This window comes from Frigoribacterium sp. PvP032 (assembly GCF_017833035.1).
Lineage (GTDB): Bacteria > Actinomycetota > Actinomycetes > Actinomycetales > Microbacteriaceae > Frigoribacterium.
In genome coordinates, this window is the sequence record NZ_JAFIBM010000001.1 from 1,465,304 (window position 1) to 1,484,996 (window position 19,693).

The window sequence follows — 19,693 nt, forward strand, 5'->3', positions numbered from 1 at the left end:
TCGACCCGGTCCGCCGGGTCCGTCATCATCAGGACGCGCTGCCGCCGGCCCCCACGACCACCGGGCCGCGGCGACGTACTGTCTGGTGGCGCCGGCGCCGGTCCCGTGACCGGCCCAGCGGGGTACGGGTTCGCGAGGCAGACCAGGCACGACGCCGGTCACGCGCCGCTTGAGCCGGTCCGTCCCGCACGTGCCGTCGACCCGTCCGCCCGACCTGGACGCCGACGACGGCTCCGGCCCGAGCGGCCGGACGCCCCTCTCGGCGTGCGCATGGAGAGCCCGTGACCACCACCCCCGCAGTGCGAGCCCGGAACCTGTACAAGGTGTTCGGCCGCCGCCCCAAGGACGCCGTGACCCGCCTGGAGGCGGGCGCCACCCGAGCCGAGGCCGCGTCCCTCGGCACCGCCGCCGTCATCGACGCCTCCTTCGACGTGCAGCCCGGCGAGATCTTCGTCGTGATGGGCCTGTCCGGCTCCGGCAAGTCGACGCTGATCCGGATGCTCAACGGCCTGCTCGAGCCCACCTCCGGCTCGGTCGAGGTGTCGGGGTCCGCCATCTCCGACGTGCCCGCCGCGCGCCTCCGCGAGGTGCGTCGGCAGAACGTGTCGATGGTGTTCCAGCACTTCGCGCTGCTGCCGCACCGCACGGTGCTCGACAACGTCGCCTACGGCCTCGAGGTCCAGGGCGTGCCGAAGGCCGACCGCCTCGCCAAGGCCCGCGAGATGACCGCCGTCGTCGGCCTCGGCGGCTGGGAGGACAAGCTCCCCGCCGAGCTGTCGGGCGGCATGCAGCAGCGAGTCGGCCTGGCCCGCGCCCTCGCCGCCGAGACCGACATCCTGCTGATGGACGAGGCGTTCAGCGCCCTCGACCCGCTGATCCGACGTGAGATGCAGGAGCAGCTGCTCGAGCTGCAGGCGACCCTCGGCAAGACGATCGTCTTCATCACCCACGACCTCAACGAGGCGATGTTCCTCGGCGACCGCATCGCCGTCATGCGCGACGGCCGCATCGTCCAGATCGGCACGCCGGAGGACATCCTCACCGACCCGGCCAACGACTACGTCGCCCAGTTCGTGCAGGACGTCGACCGCGCACGGGTGCTCACCGCCTCCAGCGTGATGGAGCCTGCCCGCGCGGTGGTCCAGCTGACCGCCGGTCCCCGCGGCGCGCTCCGGACCCTCCGCGACCTGCAGACGGCGGCGCTGTTCGTGCTCGGCCGCGACCGCAAGCTGCTCGGCTGGGTGCGCGACGGCCACGTGATGCGCCAGGTCAAGGCCGCCGACACCGACCTCGCCTCGATCGTGAACGCCGACTTCGCGAAGGTCGGCCCCGACGCCGCCCTCGTCGACCTCTTCGAGCTGGCCGTCGAGAGCCCGCTGCCGATCGCCGTGGTCGACGACCGCGACCGCCTGATCGGCGTGATCCCGCGCGTCACCCTGCTGGCCGCCCTCGGCGGGGTCGACACGTCGACGTCGCCGATCCCCGTGCTCGAGCCCGTGACCCGGTACTCGGAGAGCGAGCTCGACGAGACCCTCGCCGCGCCGGCCGGCGTCCCGAGCGCCACCACCACCGAGGGAGCCCTCCGATGAACGAGTACCTCCGCATCCCCTTCGGCGACGCCGTCGCCGTCGTCGTCGACTGGGTCACCACCCACCTCGGCGGCTTCTTCTCGGTGATCCGCGCGATCGTCACCTTCTTCTACGAGTGGGTCGAGTACTTCCTCAGCGCACCTCCCTTCTGGGCGGTCGTCATCGTGATCGCGGCCCTGGCCTTCGTCGCGAAGGGCTGGAAGTTCGGCCTCGGCACGGCAGCAGGCCTGCTGTTCATCGGCACCCTCGGCCAGTGGGAGAACGCGATGTCGACGCTCGCCCTGGTGCTCGTCGCCGGCGCGGTGGCCATCGTGCTGAGCATCCCGCTGGGCGTGCTCGCCGCGAAGTCGTCGCTCGCCTCGCAGATCATCCGGCCCGTGCTCGACTTCATGCAGACGACCCCCGCGTTCGTCTACCTGATCCCGGCCCTGCTGCTCTTCCGCATCGGCGTCGTGCCCGGCATCGTCGCGACCGTCGTCTTCGCGATGGCGCCCGGCGTCCGCCTCACCGAGCTCGGCATCAGGGGCGTCGACAAGGAGGTGGTGGAGGCGGGCCACGCGTTCGGCTCGTCCCCGTGGCGCATCCTCCGCCAGATCCAGCTGCCGCTCGCGAAGCCGAGCATCATGGCCGGCGTCAACCAGGTCATCATGCTCTCGCTCTCGATGGTCGTCATCGCCGGCATGGTCGGCGCGGGCGGGCTCGGCGGCGACATCGTCGCGAGCCTGAACCGCATCGACATCGCGCTCGGTGCCGAGGCCGGCATCTCGGTCGTCGTGCTCGCGATCATCCTCGACCGGATGACCGCGGCTCTCGGCGCCGACCGCCGGGCCCGACGACGCCCGCTCCGCAGCGGCACCGGCCGGGACGACGCTCCCGCACCGGCCCCGAGCACCCAGGAGGCGCGGACCGCCGACGCGGAGCAGCCCGTCCCCGTGGGCGCCTCGTGACGCCGCGCACCAGCACCAGCACCAGCACCTCGAACACCCCGATCGTCCCCGGAAGGACACCCATGAAGAAGCGCACCATCGCCGCCTCCGTCGCCCTCGGCACCACCGCCGTCCTCGGCCTCGCCGCCTGCTCGCCCCCCGGCAGCTCGTCGTCGGCCGAGACCCTCGACAACGGCGACAAGAGCGTCGTCGAGCTCGCCGTCTTCAACGGCTGGGACGAGGGCATCGCCGCCTCGTGGCTCTGGAAGTCCGTGCTCGAGGACGAGGGCTACACCGTCAACCTGCAGATGGCGGACGTGGCCCCCGTGTACTCGGGCCTCACCACCGACGACTACGACGTCGTGCTCGACACCTGGCTGCCCACCACCCACGCCGACTACGTCGAGCAGTACGGCGACGACCTCACCGACCTCGGCGCGTGGAACGACGACGCGAAGCTCGCCGTCGCGGTGAACGCCGACGCCCCGATCGACTCGCTCGAGGAGCTGAACGCGAACGCCGACCTCTTCGGCGGATCGATCGTCGGCATCGAGCCCGGCGCCGGCCTGACGACGGCCGTGCAGGACGCGACCATCCCCGACTACGGCATCGACGCCCTCGAGCTGCAGACCTCGTCGACCGCCGCCATGCTCACCGAGCTGAAGAGCGCCACCGAGGCCGGCGAGGACATCGCCGTGACCCTGTGGAGCCCGCACTGGGCCTACGACGCGTTCCCGATCAAGGACCTCGCCGACCCGAAGGGCACGCTCGGCGACGCCGAGGGCATCCACTCCTTCGGCGGCAAGAGCTTCACCTCGAACTTCCCGCAGCTGACCGAGTGGCTCGAGGGCTTCGAGATGGACACCGAGACCCTCTCGTCGCTCGAGAACGCCATGTTCAACAGCGGTGTCGACGGCAGCGACTACACCGAGGTCGTCGACCAGTGGATCGCCGAGAACCAGGACTACGTGGACGGCCTCACCAGCTGACCCGCACCTCCCCGCAACACGACGACGCCCCGCCCGGCCCCGCCGGACGGGGCGTCGTCGTACCCCGACGCGGGGCATCCGCACAGGCAGGCCACCGAGGACGCACGGCTGGACCCCAGGGGAGAACAGGGGAGGCGCGGGTAGCGTCGTTCTCGCATGTCCCCCACGAAAGGCACCACCCCGTGACCACGATCGCCGTCGAGCCCCTCCGCCGCAGCGCGCAGCTGAGCACCCGGATCGTCTCCGGCGGACTGGTGCAGGTCTCGATGCCCGACCGCGTCCTCGGCCACGTCCGTGACGAGGGCGGCGTGCACGTGGCCCTGAAGGGACCGAACCCGGCCTGGGCCGAAGAAGTCGGCCGCTACGCCACGCTCGGCATGGCCCTCGAGGCGCTGCGCCTCCGCAAGCGCTCCGTCTGACGGGCCGCCTGACGCCCCGCTGCCTGCTCGGTCAGTCGCCGACGCCGGCGAAGAACGACGTGAGCTCCCGGTTGATCCTGGCCCGCGCCTCCTCGTCGCTGATCGACGGCTCGCCGTCGCCCGGCTGCACGCCGTAGCTGCCGAACTGGGCGTGGGCGAGCCCCGGGATCTCGACCACGGTCGCGTCGGCCGGCAGCATGTCGCGGTACCGCTCGATGTCGTCCGGCGTGCTGAGGCCGTCCGCGCCGCCGCCGAGGCTGAGCACCGGCAGGTCGTCGCGGCCCGAGAGGTCGGTGGTCGCGCAGTACGAGCCGAAGAGCACGAGGCCGTCGACGGCGGGGTCGTCCGCGGCGTACTGGCAGGCGCGCACGCCGCCGAGGGAGTGCCCGCCGACGGCCCAGTTCGTCACCTCGGGCGCGAGGCTCGTGAAGTGCTCGAGCGGACGCGGGTCGAGGATGCCGAAGCCGAGCACCGGGCGCTCGACGACGACGGTGACGCCCGTGGCGACGAGGCCGGCGAGCACCTGCTCGTAGGCCTGCGGATCGACGCGGGCACCGGCGACGAACACCAGGCCCTGGTCGAGGGCCGTCGTCCTGGCCGGGCGCATCACGACCACGTCGGGCCGGTCGACGACGTCGACGCGGGGGTCGTCCGCGACGGCGGCCAGCGAGGAGGCGGTGGCCGACATCGGCGTCTTCGCCCAGACGAAGAAGCCGGTCGCGACCAGCACGACCACGGCGAACAGGACCAGCGCGACCGCCTTCAGCACCCGGCGCGTCCGGCTGCGCGGCGACTGGCGCCGTCGGGGTCGCGGAGGTGACGACGGCGTGGCGTCGTCGTGACGGGAACCTGTGGATCGACTCACGGTCCCAGTCTGACGGCACCGAGGTCGGTCGGGCGTCCCCCCGGTGCGACAGTCTGGACGGATGCCCTGGATACAACTGCTCATCTCGGTGGCCGCGGCCGTCGTGCTCACCTTCGTCGTGTCGGCCGTCGTCGGCCTCGTCGTGGGGCTCGTGGCGAAGAAGAAGGAGTGGGCCAAGGCGCTCGTCGAGCGCATGCGCCGCCCGTTCCGCTGGACGCTGCTGGTCGTCCTCCTCACGATCGCCCTCCGCACCTCCTTGCCGGCCCTGCTCGGCTCGCCGTACGCGGGCGACGACGTCGTGGCGCAGCTGTTCCGCTGTGGAGTCATCGTGGTCGTGGCGTGGTTCGTCGGGGCGCTCGCCCTCTTCTTCGAGGACCTGGGGCTCGCGCGGTACCGGATCGACACCGCCGACAACCGCATCGCCCGCCGGGTGCGCACGCAGGTCCTGATCCTGCGTCGCCTCACGATGGTGGTCGTGGTCGTCATCGCGGCCGGGGCGATCCTGCTCGGCTTCCCCGGCGTCGAGGCGGTCGGCGCCAGCGTGCTCGCGAGCGCCGGGCTCGTCTCGGTCGTGGCCGGCCTCGCCGCGCAGTCGACCCTCGCGAACGTGTTCGCCGGGATCCAGCTCGCCTTCAGCGACGCGATCCGCATCGACGACGTCGTCGTGGTCGAGGGGCAGTGGGGACTGATCGAGGAGATCACGCTGTCGTACGTCGTCGTCCACATCTGGGACGACCGCCGCCTCGTGCTGCCGTCCACCTACTTCACGACCACGCCGTTCGAGAACTGGACCCGTCGCAACAGCGAGCTGCTCGGCGCCGTCGAGCTCGACCTCGACTGGCGGGTCGACACCGGCGCCATGCGCGACGAGCTCGACCGCATCCTCGAGCGCACCGACCTCTGGGACCGCCGGACGAAGGTGCTCCAGGTGACGGACGCGACCGGCGGCTGGGTGCGGGTCCGCGTCCTCGTCACCGCCAAGGACGCCGGCACGCTCTTCGACCTCCGCTGCCTCGTGCGCGAGGACCTCGTGTCGTGGCTGCACCGGGTCACGCCGCAGGCCGTGCCGCGCACCCGGGTGCAGACGGTCGAGGCGGAGCCCGAGCCGACGACGCGCCGTCCGTCCCGGTCGACCTCCGAGTCGGGCGGCCTGTTCTCGGGCGACAACGCCGGGTCGGAGCGCACGCAGCTCTTCACCCAGGCGATCCCGATCCAGCGCGACGCCGACCCCGAGCCGCGGCCCTACGCCGCCACCATGGGCGCGGAGGACGAGCGCGACCCGCACGTCGACCGCTCGTTCGACGGCCGCCCGACGGGCCGCCCCGACCGCTGAGCCCGGTCTTGAGGCACGAAGGAGGCGCGCCCCCGGTCGGGGACGCGCCTCCTTCGTGCCTGTGCCGGCTCGGCAGCCGGCGACGGGTCTCGTCGGTCAGCCGTTCTCGTTCGCGGCCTCGACGACGTTGCCGACGGCGATGGCGGTGGTGGCCGCCCACGCCACGGCGGTGAGCAGCAGTCGCCAGTCGCGGGGGCCGGAGCTGAGGCTCTTGAGCAGGCTGACGCCCGAGAAGAGCGAGCTGATGATCGCTCCGTTGAAAAGGAATTTGCGCACGGTTCTCTCCTGGTGATCGGTGGCTCCACCGTACTCGTCAGGCCGCTCCGCGCACCGGCGCGGATCCGTGCAGTGCGTGCAGGTCGCGGGGCCGTAGGGTGAGCTGCCCGGCTCGCCCGGTCCGGGCTCGTCGGCCTGAGGAGACCTGGTGCGCACTGCCGTGCTCGGAGCAGCGTTGCTCGTCGTGGGGCTGGTCGCCCTGCTCGCCGGGGTCCTCACGCTGGAGGAGCTGCGCACGCTCGTCGAGCGGGTCGCGCCGGTGCTCGGCTTCGTCGTCGCGCTGACGATCGTGTCGGAGCTCGCGGCCGAGGCCGGGCTCTTCTCCTGGCTGGCCGGGTTCGCCGCCCGGGCGGCGCGGGGCCGCGTCGTCGTGCTCTGGGCCTTCGTCGTCGTGCTCGCGCTCGGCTGCACGATCTTCCTGTCGCTCGACACGACCGCCGTGCTGCTCACGCCCGTCGTCGTGCTGGTCGCTCGCCGGGTCGGGCTGCCGCCGATGCCCTTCGCCCTCACGACGGTCTGGTTGGCGAACTGCGGCTCGATGCTGCTCCCGGTCTCGAACCTGACCAACCTCCTGGCCCTCGACGCCCTCGGCTCGCCGTCGCCCGCCTCCTTCGCCGCCCTGGTGGCGCCGGCGGCCGTGGTGGCGGCGGTCGTGCCGGTCGTCGCGGTCGGCCTCCGCTACCGCCGCGAGCTGAGCGGGCGCTTCGAGGCCCCGGAGCGGGAGGAGGCCGGCGACCGGGTGCTCTTCGTCGTGGCCGCCGTCGCCGTGGCGCTGCTCGTGCCGGCGCTCGTCAGCGGGATCGAGGTGTGGATCCCCGCGGCCGTCGCCGCGCTCGTCCTCGTCGTCGTCACCGCCGTGCGCCGACCGTCGACGCTGCGGCTCGGCCTCGTGCCGTGGGGCACGATCGTCTTCGCCAGCGGCCTCTTCGTCGTCGTCGAGGCGGCGCACTCGCTCGGGCTCGCCGACGCGCTCGCCGTGCTCGTCGGCTCGGGCGACGGGCTGCCCGACCTGCTGCGCCTCGCCGCGGGCAGCGCGGCCGCCGCCAACGTCGCGAACAACCTGCCTGCCTACCTCGCCCTCGAGCCCGTCGCCGGCTCGCCGCTGCGGCTCGTGGCCGTGCTCGTCGGCGTCAACGTCGGCTGCCTCGTCGCGCCCTGGGCGTCGCTCGCGACGCTGCTCTGGCACGGGCGGCTGACGTCGATGGGCGTCGAGGTGAGGTGGCGCGGCGTCGTGCTCGGCGGGCTCGGGGTCGCGGTCGTGGCCGTGCCCCTCGCCGTGGTCGCCACGGTGCTCGTCGGGGCGTAGGTCGCTGAGGCTCCGCCCGCGGACGCGGTGCCTGCGGACGCGGCGCCGGTAGCCAGTGCTGCGCGAGCGTGCCTCAGCGTGCGCAGCAGCATGTCGGTGAGCGCCCCCTCGTCGGTCGTCCGGCCGGCGGCGTGCACCTCGGCGACGACCGACCCCGACCAGCCCGACCGTGCCAGGTGCCCGAGCACCTCCGCGACCGGCTGGTCGCCCGTGCCCGGCACCAGGTGCTGGTCGACGAGACCGCCGGGCCGCGGCGAGACGACCCCGTCGCAGAGGTGGACGTGACGGAGGCGCTGCCCGAGCGCCAGCGCGAGGTCGAGGGCGTCGCGCCCGGCGACGGCGGCGTGCGAGAAGTCGAGCACCGCCGCGTCGACGTCGAAGGACGACGGGTCGTGGCCGGGGGAGTAGACGTCGGCGACGATCGGGCCCGCACGCCAGGGGAACATGTTCTCGACCGCCAGCTCGACGCCGGTCGACGCGGCCAGCTCCCTGACCAGGTCGAGGAACCGCGCGGAGTGCCGACGCTGCCACCGGAACGGCGGGTGCACGACCACGGTCGAGGCGCCGAGCTCGACCGCGAGCTCGGCCGAGCGTCGCAGCTTCTCGCCCTGGTCGCGGCCGAGGGCGAAGTGGGCGAGCGGCAGAACGGGCGCGTGCACCGAGAGCACCGGCAGCCCCCACCGAGCCGAGGAGGCGCGGAGCAGCCGGGCGTCGCGGCTCGCCCGGTCGGCGGTCACCATCACCTCCACCCCGTCGAAGCCGGTGGTCCTCGCGAGGCGGAAGGCCTCGTCGACGGGGAGCGGGGAGACGCAGGACGTGCTCGTTCCGACCGTGATCACGCGGCCAGGCTACGACCGTGCCCACGGCGGGGGAGCCGAGCGGGGATGAACGTCGGGCGAACGACCGGGGAACGTCTCCGGGGCCGGGCGACCTGCTCCTCGGGCCGGTCGACCGCCTCCTACAGCCAGTCGCGCTTGCGGAACTGCCACCAGAGCACGCCGCCCACGCCGACGATGAGCACGCACGACGTGACGAAGCCGCCGACCGTGCTGAAGCCCGGGTACGGCACGTTCTGGCCGTAGAACCCCGTGATGGCGGTGGGGACGGCGATGATCGCCGCCCAGCTCGTCACCTTCTTCATGATCCCGTTCATCCGGTTGGACTGCAGGTTGAGGTTCGTGTCGAGGATGGTCGAGACGAGGTCGCGGAGCGAGTCGTTCTGCTCGGCGACCCTGATGACGTGGTCGTAGACGTCCTGGTAGTAGGGCTGCATCACCGGGTCGAGGTCGTGCAGGTCGCGGCGCAGCAGCGTGTTGAGCACCTCGCGCATGGGGGAGGCGACCCGCCTCAGCCGGACGAGGCTCTTCCGCAGGGCGAACGAGCGCTTCTGCACGTCGAGGGTGCGCGGCGCAGGGTCGAACAGGTCGTCGGCGATGCCCTCGATCTCGTCGTCGAGCGCGTCGACGGCCTCGAAGTGCCGGTCGACGACGACGTCGAGCACGCCCCAGAGCAAGAAGGAGACGCCGTGGGCGGCGAGGTCGGGGCTCTGGTCGAACGCCTTCTCGAGCCGCGAGACGTCGAAGTCGGCGTGGTGGATGGTCACGAGGGCCTTCGCGGTCAGGAACGCCTTGACCTCGCTCGTCGTCAGCTCGCCCGAGGCCGCGTCGAACGAGACGTCGTACAGCGCGGTGAAGAGGTGGTTCTCGTAGCGGTCGACCTTCGGCCGCTGGCCGTCCTGCAGGGCGTCCTCGACGGCCAGCTCGTGCAGCCCGAGCTCGTCCTCGAGGTCGTCGAAGTCCGCCTCCGTGGGGTCGGTCAGGTCGACCCAGACGGTGCAGCCCTCGGTCTCCAGGTGATCGCTCACCTCGGCCAGCGGGAACCCCTGCGCCACGAGCCGCCCCTCCCGGTACGCCCGGGTCTGCGTCGGGGTGCGGGTCGTGGTCGGGGCCTCGGTCATGGGGGCATGCTATCCACGTGACCCCACACGTTAAGCAGCGCGCCGACGCCCCTGAGCACTTCTTCGAGGCGGAGGCGGCAGGGCTCGCGTGGCTCGCCGAGGCCACGCCCCTGGGAGGCGCCGTGATCGTGGCCGTCGAGTCGGTCTCGCCGGGGCGGATCGCGCTCGAGACCGTGCGCGAGACGCGTCCGACGCCCGAGACGGCACGGCAGTTCGGCGCGGCGCTCGCGGTCACCCACGCGGCCGGTGCGGACGCCTTCGGGGCGCCTCCTACGGGCTGGCAGGGCCCCGTGTTCATCGGCCGACGGCAGCAGGAGTGCACGCCCCGCGCCAGCTGGGGCGAGTTCTACGCCGCCCAGCGGGTGCTGCCGTTCGCCCGCACGGCCCTCGAGGCAGGCTCGCTCACACGGGACGAGCTCGACCTCGTCGAGCGCGCCTGCGACCTCGTCGCCGGGGGCGCCCTCGACGACGACCAGCCGCCGGCTCGCCTGCACGGCGACCTCTGGAGCGGCAACGTCCTCTTCGGCGCGGACGGCGTCGTCCTGATCGACCCGGCCGCGCACGGCGGCCATCCCGAGACCGACCTGGCGATGCTGCAGCTGTTCGGCCTGCCCTGGCTCGAGGAGGCGCTGGCCGGCTACCAGGACGCGGCCCCGCTCCGGGACGGCTGGCGCGACCGCGTGCCGCTCCACCAGCTGCACCCGCTCGCGGTGCACGCGGCGGGCCACGGGCGCAGCTACGGCCGGGCGCTCGCCGAGGCCGCGGCGCAGGTGCTCCGGCTCGTCTGAGCCAGGGGCACGGGAGACCGGTCGCCCGGCGGAGGGCCGGCCGGCGGAGGGCCGCCCGGGGGACAGGCCTCGCCGGGGTCGCCGACGGGCGCGCTGATAATCTGGCCGTCCCCCGTCTCCCGGGGGTCGAACGGAGCTGATCACCCCCATGCCTGACACCGCTGAGCGCTACGGCTTCGTCGTCGTCTCCAACCGCCTGCCCGTCGACCGCGTCATCGCCGAGGACGGCTCCGCGTCGTGGCAGCACTCGCCAGGCGGACTCGTGACCGCCCTCGAGCCCGTGATGAAGGCGAACGACGGCGCCTGGGTCGGCTGGGCCGGCCAGCCCGACCTCGAGTTCGAGCCGTTCGTCGACGAGGGCATCCACATCGTGCCCGTGCCCCTCAGCGCCGAGGAGGTGCAGCGCTACTACGAGGGCTTCAGCAACGACACGCTCTGGCCGCTCTACCACGACGTCATCGCCGCACCGACGTACCACCGCCTCTGGTGGGAGGCGTACGTGCAGGTGAACCAGCGCTTCGCCGACCGGGCCGCCGAGATCACCGAGGAGGGCGGCACGATCTGGGTGCAGGACTACCAGCTGCAGCTCGTCCCGAAGATGCTGCGCGAGGCGCGACCCGACGTGACGATCGGCTTCTTCAACCACATCCCGTTCCCGCCGCTCGGCATCTTCTCGCAGCTGCCCTGGCGCCGTCAGATCCTCGAGGGGCTGCTCGGCGCCGACGTGATCGGGTTCCAGCGCGGCGACGACGCGTCGAACTTCTCGCGGGCGGTGCGCCACCTGCTGGGCTACGGGACGACCCGCCCCTACGTCGAGGTGCCGGTCGACGACGACGCGGCCACGGAGTCGTCGCACGTGTCGCGTCGGGGCGCGAAGGTGCGCCGGGTGCTCGCCAAGCACTTCCCGATCTCGATCGACGCCGCCAGCTACGAAGAACTGGCCGCGCGACCCGACATCCAGGCCAGGGCGGCCGAGATCCGCGCCGGCCTCGGCAACCCGAAGACGGTCATGCTCGGCGTCGACCGGCTCGACTACACCAAGGGCATCCGCCACCGCATGAAGGCGTTCGGCGAGCTGCTCGCCGACGGCCGGCTGAGCGTCGAGGACGCGACGCTCGTGCAGGTCGCGAGCCCCAGCCGCGAGCGGGTAGAGACGTACAAGACGCTGCGCGACGAGATCGAGCTGACCGTCGGCCGCATCAACGGCGACTACGCGACGATGAGCCACACGGCCATCAGCTACCACCACCACGGCTACCCGCGCGAGGAGATGGTGGCGCTCTACCTCGCGGCTGACATCATGCTGGTCACGGCCCTCCGCGACGGGATGAACCTCGTCGCGAAGGAGTACGTGGCCGTGCGTCGCGACAACGACGGCGTGCTCGTGCTCAGCGAGTTCGCCGGCGCCGCCGACGAGCTCAAGACCGCGCTGCTGATCAACCCGCACGACATCGGCGGCCTGAAGAACACCATCATGCGGGCGATCGAGATGCCCAAGCGCGACCGGACGACGCGCATGCGCGCCCTCCGTCGCCGCGTGCTCGAGCACGACGTGGCGAGCTGGTCCGCGTCGTTCCTGCAGGCGCTCGAGAACGTGCGCCCCGGCCAGCAGATCACGGCACCCGCCGAGGAGGACGCATCGTGACCACGAACCCCCTGCCCGCCGACCTGCCCGCCGACGACCGGTCGCGAGCCCTCTCGGACGCGCTCGGCCGTCTCGCGACGACGCCGCGCCTCCTCGTCGCCCTCGACTTCGACGGCACCCTCGCGCCCGAGGTCGACCAGCCGATGGCGGCCCGCCCGCTGCCCGAGTCGAAGGAGGCGATCCGTCGCCTCCTCGAGCTGGAGGGCACCTCCGTCGCCCTCGTCTCCGGTCGCGACCTCGCGTCGCTCGACCGGATCAGCGAGATGCCCGAGCAGGTGCTGCTCGTGGGGTCGCACGGGATCGAGGTGCGCATCGGCGGCGAGGTGACGTCGCTGACCGACGACGAGCTCGCTCGTCGCGAGGTCATCTCCGAGGCGCTGCACACGGCGGCCGACGGCCGCGACGGCGTCTTCGTCGAGGAGAAGCCGGCGGGCCTGGCCCTGCACACGCGGCTCGCGGACGAGGCGACGACGACGGAGGTGCGCGAGGCGGTCCGCGCCCGCCTCGCCGACGAGCCGGGGGTGCACGCCCGTGAGGGCAAGAACGTGCGCGAGTACGCCGTCCGCCCGACCGGCAAGGACGACGGGGTCGCGCGGCTCCGCGAGGCCGTGGGAGCCACCGCCGTGCTGTTCGCCGGCGACGACGTCACCGACGAGGACGCCCTGCGGTCGCTCGGCGACGGCGACCTCGGCATCCGGGTCGGGCCCGGCGAGACCGCCGCGAGCCACCGCGTCGCGGACCCCGCGGCGATCGGCCGGCTGCTCGGCGAGCTAGCCGACCTCCGCGAGCACCTGGGGCATGCCTGATCGCGCATGCGTCCCCGAGGGCCGTGCCCTTCGGGCGGTCTTCCCAGGTGACTGCAAGGTAAGCTGACCTCTCCGCCCGACTCCTCGTCGCCGATCAGCCCGAACGACCGACGAACTCGCCAGCCGACGGAGGTGCACCTTGATGATCGCTGCTCTCGCGGCCTTCGCGGCCGCCTCGATCGTCGTCGCCGCACTCGGTCGCCGACTCGGGCCGTCGCTGTTCCTCTGGGCCTCGGCCGTGCCCTTCGCCGCCATGGTGATGACCGCCCTGCAGGGGCCGCAGGTCCTCTCGCAGGGGCAGGTCGTCGAGTCGGTCCCGTGGATCCCGCAGCTCGGCATCACGCTGACGCTCCGCCTCGACGTGCTGTCGTGGGTGCTCGCCCTGGTGGTCACCGGCGTGGGCGGGCTGGTGCTCGTCTACTGCTCCCGCTACTTCAAGCCGGGGGAGAAGAGCCTCGCCCGCTTCGCCGCCGTGCTGGTCGCCTTCGCCGGCGCCATGTACGGCCTCGTGACGAGCGACGACGTCTTCGTCCTCTTCGTGTTCTGGGAGGCCACGAGCGTCTTCTCGTACCTGCTGATCGGGCACTACACGAACAAGCAGGCGAGCCGTGGGGCGGCGCTCCAGGCGCTGATCGTCACCACGGCGGGCGGGCTGGCCATGCTGGTCGGGCTCGTGATCCTCAGCGTCCAGGGCGGCACCTCCTCGATCGAGGCCCTCGTGGCGTCGCCGCCGAGCGGCACGGCCGTCACCGTCGCCGTGATCCTGGTGCTCGTCGGGGCGCTGTCGAAGTCGGCACTCGTGCCGTTCCACTTCTGGCTGCCCGCGGCCATGGCGGCGCCCACCCCCGTCAGCGCGTACCTGCACGCCGCGGCCATGGTCAAGGCCGGCATCTACCTCGTCGCTCGCTTCGCGCCCGGCTACCACGACTCGCCCGGCTGGCAGGAGGTCGTGGTCACGGTCGGCGTCGTCACGATGCTGCTCGGCGGCTACCGTGCCCTCCGCCAGCACGACCTCAAGCTCGTCCTCGCCTACGGCACGGTCAGCCAGCTCGGCTTCCTCACGATCATCGCGGGCTACGGCACCCGGGACGCGGGGCTCGCGGCCCTCGCCCTGCTAGTCGCGCACGCCCTGTTCAAGGCGACGCTCTTCCTCGTCGTCGGCATCGTCGACCACCGCACCGGCACACGCGACCTCCGCAAGCTGAGCGGCCTGGGCCGCCAGGCGCCCGTGCTCGTCGTCATCACCGTGATCGCGCTCGCGTCGATGGCCGGCGTGCCCCCGACGTTCGGCTTCGTGGCGAAGGAGGCGGTGCTCTCGGCCCTGCTCGCCGACGCCGAGCACGGCAGCGCCTGGGGCGTGATCGCGCTGGTCGGCGTCGTCGTGGGCTCCGTCCTCACGACGGCCTACAGCCTGCGGTTCCTCTGGGGGGCGTTCGCCCGCAAGCGCGACGTCGCCCCGGTCGACTTCGTCCGCGAGCACATCGACTTCCTCGCCGCGCCGGCCGTGCTGGCGGCCCTCAGCCTCGCGCTCGGCTTCGCCGCGGCGCCGGTCGACTCCGTCATGGCGCGCTACGCGGACACGCTGCCGCACGTCGAGGGCGAGCACGGCCCGTACCACCTGGCGCTCTGGCACGGCTTCGAGCCCGCACTCGGCCTCACCGTGCTCTCGCTCGTGCTCGGCGCCGTGATGTTCTGGCAGCGTGACCGGGTGTCCGCGGTGCAGAAGGCGGTCTCGTTCCTGCCCCGCGCCTCCGACGGCTACGTCCGCATCATGACCGGCATCGACAAGACGGCGTCGCGCACGACGGCGACGACCCAGCGCGGCTCGCTGCCGTTCTACCTCGGCACGATCCTCGTGGTTTTCGTCGTCTCGAGCATCGTGACCCTGTCGTCGAACCGCAGCTGGCCCGACGCGGCCGTCATCTGGGACTACCCAGCCCAGCTGGCCGTCGGCAGCCTGATGATCGTCGGCGCCGTGGCCGCTGCCCGGTCGAACAAGCGCTTCCAGGCCGTCGTGCTCGTCGGCGTGACCGGCTACGGCATGGCCGCGCTGTTCGCCCTGCACGGTGCTCCCGACCTCGCGCTCACCCAGGCGCTGATCGAGACGATCACCCTCATCGCCTTCGTGCTGGTGCTCCGACGCCTGCCGGCCCGCCTGGGCGACCGCAACGGACGCTCGCACCGCGCGCTCCGTGCCGTCATCGGCATCTCGGTCGGCTGCGTGATGGCGACCATCGCCGTCGTCGCCCTCGGCGCCCGCAGCGGCGGCACGATCTCGAGCGCGTTCCCGGAGCTCGCCGTCGTCGGCGGGCACGGCAAGAACGTCGTCAACGTCACCCTCGTCGACATCCGCGGCTGGGACACCATGGGCGAGATCAGCGTGCTGATCGCCGCCGCCACCGGCGTCGCGAGCCTCGTCTTCCTTACGTCGCGCACGGACATGCTGCCGCGTCCGGCCCGCCGCACCCGCGCCCAGCGCTTCCTGGCCCGCGTGCGCCCGGCCCTCGAGCCTGCTCCCGTCGTCCCCGGTACCGGGGGCGGCGGCAGCCAGGCGGACCGGGCCGACGCCTCCTCGAGCACGGCGGTCGGGTCAGAGGTCGAGGGCGACCGGCGTGCCTGGCTGCTCGCCGGCCGCAAGCTGGCGCCGCAGAACCGCTCGATCCTGCTCGAGGTCGTCGTCCGGCTGCTGTTCCACGCCATCGTCGTCGTCTCGATCTACCTGCTCTTCGCGGGTCACAACCTGCCGGGCGGCGGCTTCGCCGGTGGATTGGTCGCGGGCATGGCGTTCGTGGCGCGCTACCTCGCGGGCGGACGGTTCGAGCTCGGCGCCGCGGCGCCCCTCGACGCCGGCAAGGTGCTCGGCAGCGGTCTGCTGATCGTCGTCGCCACGGCAGTCGTGCCCCTCTTCTTCGGCGTCGACGCGCTGACCTCGACCTGGTTCGAGGGCGAGGTGCCGCTGCTCGGCCACGTCGAGTTCGTCACGTCGACGTTCTTCGACATCGGCGTCTACCTCGTCGTCGTGGGCCTCGTGCTCGACGTGCTCCGCAGCCTGGGGGCCGAGGTCGACCGTCAAGAAGAGGAAGACGACCGCGGCGACGCCTCGGTCACGGCCACCACCAAGGCGGAGGGTCCCGCATGAGCGCGTCGCTGGTCCTGATCGTCGTGATGGCCGCGCTCTACGCGTGCGGCATCTACCTCATGCTCGAGCGCAGCATGACGCGCGTGCTGCTCGGGTTCCTGCTCGTGGGCAACGCGACGAACATCCTCATCCTCACGATGTCCGGCCGCAGCGGCGAGGCCCCGATCGCCGACGGCCAGGTGCCGGAGTCGACCTTCGCCGACCCCCTGCCGCAGGCCCTCATCCTCACGGCCATCGTCATCACCTTCGGCGTGTCCGCGTTCCTCCTCGCGCTCATCTACCGCTCCTGGCGGCTCGCCCAGGAGGACGACGTGGCGGACGACCTCGAGGACCTCGAGATCGGCATCCGCGGGGTGCCCGCCGAGGACGAGACGCAGGGCGACGGCGACGACGAGAGCGACGGGGACACCGAGTTCGGCCCCGACGCCGAGGCGGCCGTCCCGAAGACGTCCTTCGACGACGACGACCCGTGGGACCACGCCCCGAACGAGACGATCCCGGTCGCCGACCCGGAGCACGCTCCCGACCACGACCCGGCCCACCCCGAACGAGACCGCGACCGCGGCACCTACCGTGACGACCCGAGAGGAGGCCGGCCGTGAACCTCGACTTCCTCGTCCCCCTCGTGGTCCTCGTGCCCCTCATGGGCGCGGGCGCAGCCCTCGTCGCCACGAGGCGGCCCCGGCTCCAGGCCGTCCTCACGATCGCGGCCCTCGCGATCGTCGTGGCCATCAGCGCCGTCCTCCTCGTCGTCGTCGACCGTGACGGCGCCATCGCGGTGCAGATCGGCGGGTGGGAGGCGCCCTTCGGCATCCTCCTCGTGGTCGACCGGCTCGCGGCGCTGATGCTCACCATCTCGTCGATCGTGCTGCTGGCGGTCTTCGTGTTCTCGGTCGGGCAGGGCTCGGCGGACGGCGACGGCGACGCCCCCGTCTCGATCTACAACCCCACGTACCTGATCCTCGCCGCCGGCGTCTTCGACGCGTTCGCGGCAGGCGACCTCTTCAACCTCTACGTCGGCTTCGAGATGCTGCTGATCGCGAGCTACGTGCTGATCACCCTCGGCGGCACCGAGCAGCGGATCCGGGCCGGCGTCACGTACATCGTCGTGAGCCTGCTCTCGAGCGTGCTGTTCCTGGCCTCGATCGCGATGATCTACGGCGCCCTCGGCACCGTCAACATCGCGGACATCGCGCAGAAGATGGACACGATCCCGCCGGACGTCCAGACGATCATCCACGTGATGCTGCTGACGGCCTTCGGCATCAAGGCCGCGATCTTCCCGCTGTCGTTCTGGCTGCCCGACTCGTACCCGACCGCGCCGGCCCCGGTCACGGCAGTGTTCGCGGGCCTGCTGACGAAGGTCGGCGTCTACGCCATCATCCGGACCGAGACCGTTCTCTTCGTCGAGAGCAACGTGAACGTCTACCTGCTGATCATCTCGTTGCTGACGATGGTGATCGGGATCCTGGGCGCGGTGGCGCAGGCGGACATCAAGCGCCTCCTGTCGTTCACCCTCGTCAGCCACATCGGCTACATGATCTTCGGCATCGCCCTCGGCACCGTCGAGGGGCTCGCGGCGACGATCTACTACGTCGTGCACCACATCACGGTGCAGACGACGCTCTTCCTCGCGGCGGGGCTGATCGAGCGGCGCGGCGGGACGGCCTCGGTGCTGCGTCTCGGCGGGCTGCTCAAGGCGGCGCCCGTGGTGGCGGTGCTGTTCTTCATCCCGGCCCTCAACCTCGGCGGCATCCCGCCGTTCTCCGGCTTCATCGGCAAGGTGGCGCTCTTCGACGCCGGCGCTCGCCTCGACGACCCGCTCGTCTACGTGCTGATCGGCGCCGGCGCGGTCACGTCGCTGCTCACGCTGTACGCCCTGATGCGAGCCTGGAACCTGGCCTTCTGGCGTCCCGGCAGCGACGTCGAAGATCATGAGTCGCCCCTCACCGAGCGCCTCGAGGAGGCGCCCGGCCGCACCGCGGTCCAGGCGAAGCGAGCCAACCCGCGCACCATGATCGGCGCCACCGTCGGCATGGTCGGCGTCTCGCTCGTGCTGACCGTCTTCGCGGGCCCGCTCTACGGGGTCGCCGAGCGCGCGGCCGGCAAGGTCTACGGGTCGAACTCCTACGTCCAGCTCGTCTTCCCCTCCGGTGAGGGCGACACCGCCGAGAACGAGGGGAGCGCACCGTGACCGCCCGGCCCTCGGCCCACGAGGTCGGACGCAGCCTGCTCCGTCAGCTGCCCCTCCTCGTCGGCCTCGTCGTCCTCTGGATGTTCCTCTGGAACCAGCTGACCGTGCTCTCGTTCGTCACGGGCGTGCTCGTCGCGCTGCTCGTCACCCGGGTGTTCTTCCTGCCGCCGGTCGAGCTGAGCGGGCGGTTCAACCTCGGCTGGGCGCTCGTGTTCCTCGGCCGGTTCCTGTTCGACCTCGTCGTCGCGTCGGTCGAGGTCGCCTGGAAGGCCGTACGGCCCCGGGGCGTGCAGAGCAACGCGATCGTCGCCGTGCAGCTGCACACCCGCTCGGACTTCATCATGACGCTGGTCGCCGAGGCCGTCTCGCTGGTGCCGGGGTCGCTCGTCGTCGAGGCCGACCGCGAGCGGTCGATCCTCTACATGCACGCCCTCGCGGTCGAGGACGCCGACGGAGTCGAGGAGGTGCGGCACAGCGTGCTCGGCTTCGAGAAGCGCATCGCGCGCGCCCTCGGCAGCGCCGACGACCTGCGCCGCATCGCCGACGGCACGCCCGCCACCGAGGACGCGCCCACCGACCGGTCCGGCGCCGAGGTGCCCGTGAACGAGAAGAACAAGGGGGTCGCCTCGTGACGATCGTCTCCTGGGTCGTCGGCGTGCTCTTCGCGTTCGCCGCGCTCGCGTCCGTGCTGCGGATCGTGCGGGGGCCGTCCATCCTCGACCGCATGATCGCGAGCGACATGCTGCTCACGACCCTCATCTGCGTGCTCGCCGCCGACATGGTGCTCGGGAACCACACGCGCACCCTCCCGGTCATCATCGTGCTCGCCCTGACTGCCGTGTTCGGCTCGATCACCGTGGCGCGCTACGTGTCGAGGCAGGACCCGTCATGAGCGAGCAGTTCTACACGATCTCGAGCGCGGTGCTGCTCGTCGCGGGCGCGACCCTCTCCGCGGCCGCCGGCGTCGGCCTGCTCCGGTTCCCCGACGCCCTCACCCGGATGCACGCCGCCACGAAGCCGCAGATCTTCGGGCTGATCCTGATGCTGTCGGCGATCGCGCTGGACCAGCACAACCTCGGGACCATCGCCTCCTTGCTGGTCGTGCTCGTCTTCCAGATGCTCACGGCGCCGATCTCGGCGCACATGATCGGCCGGGCCGGCTACCGCAACGGCGACCTCCGCCGCGACATGCTCGTCGTGGACGAGCTCGACGAGGCCGTCGCCCGCGCGGGGGAAGAGCTCGTGGCCGACGGGCAGTCGCTGTCGGACGTCGACCCCGCGACCCTCCCGGTGGGCTCGGCCGACGCGCTGGCCGTCGAGCTCGACCGCGCGGACGGGCTCGACGACTCCGAGGGCGACGACGACGCCCACGACGACGAGGCCAGGGAGCGCGAGCACGACGCCCCGCTGCACGTCAAGGGCGGCCACCACCACGCCCCCGATCCCGGCCTCGGCTGAGGG

The 19,693-nt window shown here is 72.2% G+C and carries 18 protein-coding genes and 1 pseudogene; 15 read left to right on the forward strand and 4 right to left on the reverse strand.

The annotated features are described in order from the left end of the window. Positions 1 to 281: 281 nt before the first annotated feature. From JOE35_RS06755 to JOE35_RS06770, 4 genes are all read left to right on the forward strand, one after another. Positions 282 to 1,589, forward strand: a complete 1,308-nt coding sequence (locus JOE35_RS06755; RefSeq protein WP_209560446.1) for a glycine betaine/L-proline ABC transporter ATP-binding protein — start codon at positions 282 to 284, stop codon at positions 1,587 to 1,589. Continuing rightward, entirely contained in the window at positions 1,586 to 2,536 is a 951-nt protein-coding gene (locus tag JOE35_RS06760) for a proline/glycine betaine ABC transporter permease (protein WP_209560447.1), read from the forward strand. The genes JOE35_RS06755 and JOE35_RS06760 overlap by 4 nt, the downstream gene beginning before the upstream one ends. A 62-nt stretch (positions 2,537 to 2,598) precedes the next feature. Then, complete coding sequence (locus JOE35_RS06765) at positions 2,599 to 3,504, forward strand: glycine betaine ABC transporter substrate-binding protein (protein WP_209560448.1); 906 nt, start codon at positions 2,599 to 2,601, stop codon at positions 3,502 to 3,504. Between the two features lie 182 nt (positions 3,505 to 3,686). Further along, complete coding sequence (locus JOE35_RS06770) at positions 3,687 to 3,923, forward strand: hypothetical protein (protein ID WP_209560449.1); 237 nt, start codon at positions 3,687 to 3,689, stop codon at positions 3,921 to 3,923. A 31-nt stretch (positions 3,924 to 3,954) separates the two neighbouring features. Here the strand turns inward: JOE35_RS06770 and JOE35_RS06775 are convergent, their stop codons facing one another. Continuing rightward, positions 3,955 to 4,788, reverse strand: coding sequence for an alpha/beta hydrolase (locus JOE35_RS06775; protein WP_307802974.1), 834 nt, complete (start codon positions 4,786 to 4,788; stop codon positions 3,955 to 3,957). A gap of 61 nt (positions 4,789 to 4,849) precedes the next feature. On the opposite strand from JOE35_RS06775, the gene JOE35_RS06780 reads away from it, so the two are divergent. Next, positions 4,850 to 6,121, forward strand: coding sequence for a mechanosensitive ion channel family protein (locus tag JOE35_RS06780; protein ID WP_209560451.1), 1,272 nt, complete (start codon positions 4,850 to 4,852; stop codon positions 6,119 to 6,121). 96 nt (positions 6,122 to 6,217) lie between these two features. Here JOE35_RS06780 and JOE35_RS06785 read toward each other — a convergent pair whose 3' ends face one another. After that, positions 6,218 to 6,397: a hypothetical protein gene (locus tag JOE35_RS06785; RefSeq protein ID WP_209560452.1), complete on the reverse strand. Its 180-nt coding sequence runs from the start codon at positions 6,395 to 6,397 to the stop codon at positions 6,218 to 6,220. 148 nt (positions 6,398 to 6,545) lie between these two features. On the opposite strand from JOE35_RS06785, the gene JOE35_RS06790 reads away from it, so the two are divergent. Beyond that, positions 6,546 to 7,703, forward strand: coding sequence for an SLC13 family permease (locus JOE35_RS06790; protein ID WP_209560453.1), 1,158 nt, complete (start codon positions 6,546 to 6,548; stop codon positions 7,701 to 7,703). Between the two features lie 173 nt (positions 7,704 to 7,876). Here the strand turns inward: JOE35_RS06790 and JOE35_RS15575 are convergent. After that, a pseudogene (locus tag JOE35_RS15575) lies at positions 7,877 to 8,443 on the reverse strand (sugar phosphate isomerase/epimerase family protein); the annotation flags it as partial. A gap of 218 nt (positions 8,444 to 8,661) precedes the next feature. Then, positions 8,662 to 9,660 (reverse strand): magnesium transporter CorA family protein, encoded by a 999-nt coding sequence (locus JOE35_RS06795; protein ID WP_209560454.1) that lies wholly within the window; start codon positions 9,658 to 9,660, stop codon positions 8,662 to 8,664. Positions 9,661 to 9,677: 17 nt separating this feature from the next. Here JOE35_RS06795 and JOE35_RS06800 point away from each other — a divergent pair, with 17 nt between their 5' ends. The 9 genes from JOE35_RS06800 to mnhG all read left to right on the forward strand — a co-directional run bounded on the left by JOE35_RS06800 (position 9,678) and on the right by mnhG (position 19,690). Next, positions 9,678 to 10,448, forward strand: coding sequence for a fructosamine kinase family protein (locus tag JOE35_RS06800; protein WP_209560455.1), 771 nt, complete (start codon positions 9,678 to 9,680; stop codon positions 10,446 to 10,448). A gap of 148 nt (positions 10,449 to 10,596) precedes the next feature. Next, complete coding sequence (locus JOE35_RS06805; protein ID WP_209560456.1) at positions 10,597 to 12,093, forward strand: trehalose-6-phosphate synthase; 1,497 nt, start codon at positions 10,597 to 10,599, stop codon at positions 12,091 to 12,093. Beyond that, complete coding sequence (gene otsB / locus JOE35_RS06810) at positions 12,090 to 12,899, forward strand: trehalose-phosphatase (protein ID WP_307802975.1); 810 nt, start codon at positions 12,090 to 12,092, stop codon at positions 12,897 to 12,899. The genes JOE35_RS06805 and otsB overlap by 4 nt, the downstream gene beginning before the upstream one ends. A gap of 142 nt (positions 12,900 to 13,041) precedes the next feature. Continuing rightward, positions 13,042 to 16,038 (forward strand): Na+/H+ antiporter subunit A, encoded by a 2,997-nt coding sequence (locus tag JOE35_RS06815; protein ID WP_209560457.1) that lies wholly within the window; start codon positions 13,042 to 13,044, stop codon positions 16,036 to 16,038. After that, the gene (locus tag JOE35_RS06820) at positions 16,035 to 16,640 is read left to right on the forward strand and encodes a Na(+)/H(+) antiporter subunit C (RefSeq protein ID WP_209560458.1); all 606 of its coding nucleotides are present in this window, start codon (positions 16,035 to 16,037) and stop codon (positions 16,638 to 16,640) included. The genes JOE35_RS06815 and JOE35_RS06820 overlap by 4 nt, the downstream gene beginning before the upstream one ends. Beyond that, on the forward strand, positions 16,637 to 18,232 hold the full coding sequence (locus JOE35_RS06825; RefSeq protein ID WP_307802976.1) for a Na+/H+ antiporter subunit D: 1,596 nt from the start codon (positions 16,637 to 16,639) through the stop codon (positions 18,230 to 18,232). Before JOE35_RS06820 ends, JOE35_RS06825 begins: the two co-directional genes overlap by 4 nt. Next, entirely contained in the window at positions 18,229 to 18,864 is a 636-nt protein-coding gene (locus JOE35_RS06830) for a Na+/H+ antiporter subunit E (RefSeq protein WP_209560459.1), read from the forward strand. Before JOE35_RS06825 ends, JOE35_RS06830 begins: the two co-directional genes overlap by 4 nt. Further along, positions 18,861 to 19,124 (forward strand): monovalent cation/H+ antiporter complex subunit F, encoded by a 264-nt coding sequence (locus JOE35_RS06835; RefSeq protein ID WP_123546477.1) that lies wholly within the window; start codon positions 18,861 to 18,863, stop codon positions 19,122 to 19,124. The genes JOE35_RS06830 and JOE35_RS06835 overlap by 4 nt, the downstream gene beginning before the upstream one ends. Beyond that, complete coding sequence (gene mnhG, locus JOE35_RS06840) at positions 19,121 to 19,690, forward strand: monovalent cation/H(+) antiporter subunit G (protein WP_209560460.1); 570 nt, start codon at positions 19,121 to 19,123, stop codon at positions 19,688 to 19,690. Before JOE35_RS06835 ends, mnhG begins: the two co-directional genes overlap by 4 nt. Positions 19,691 to 19,693 lie beyond the last annotated feature (3 nt).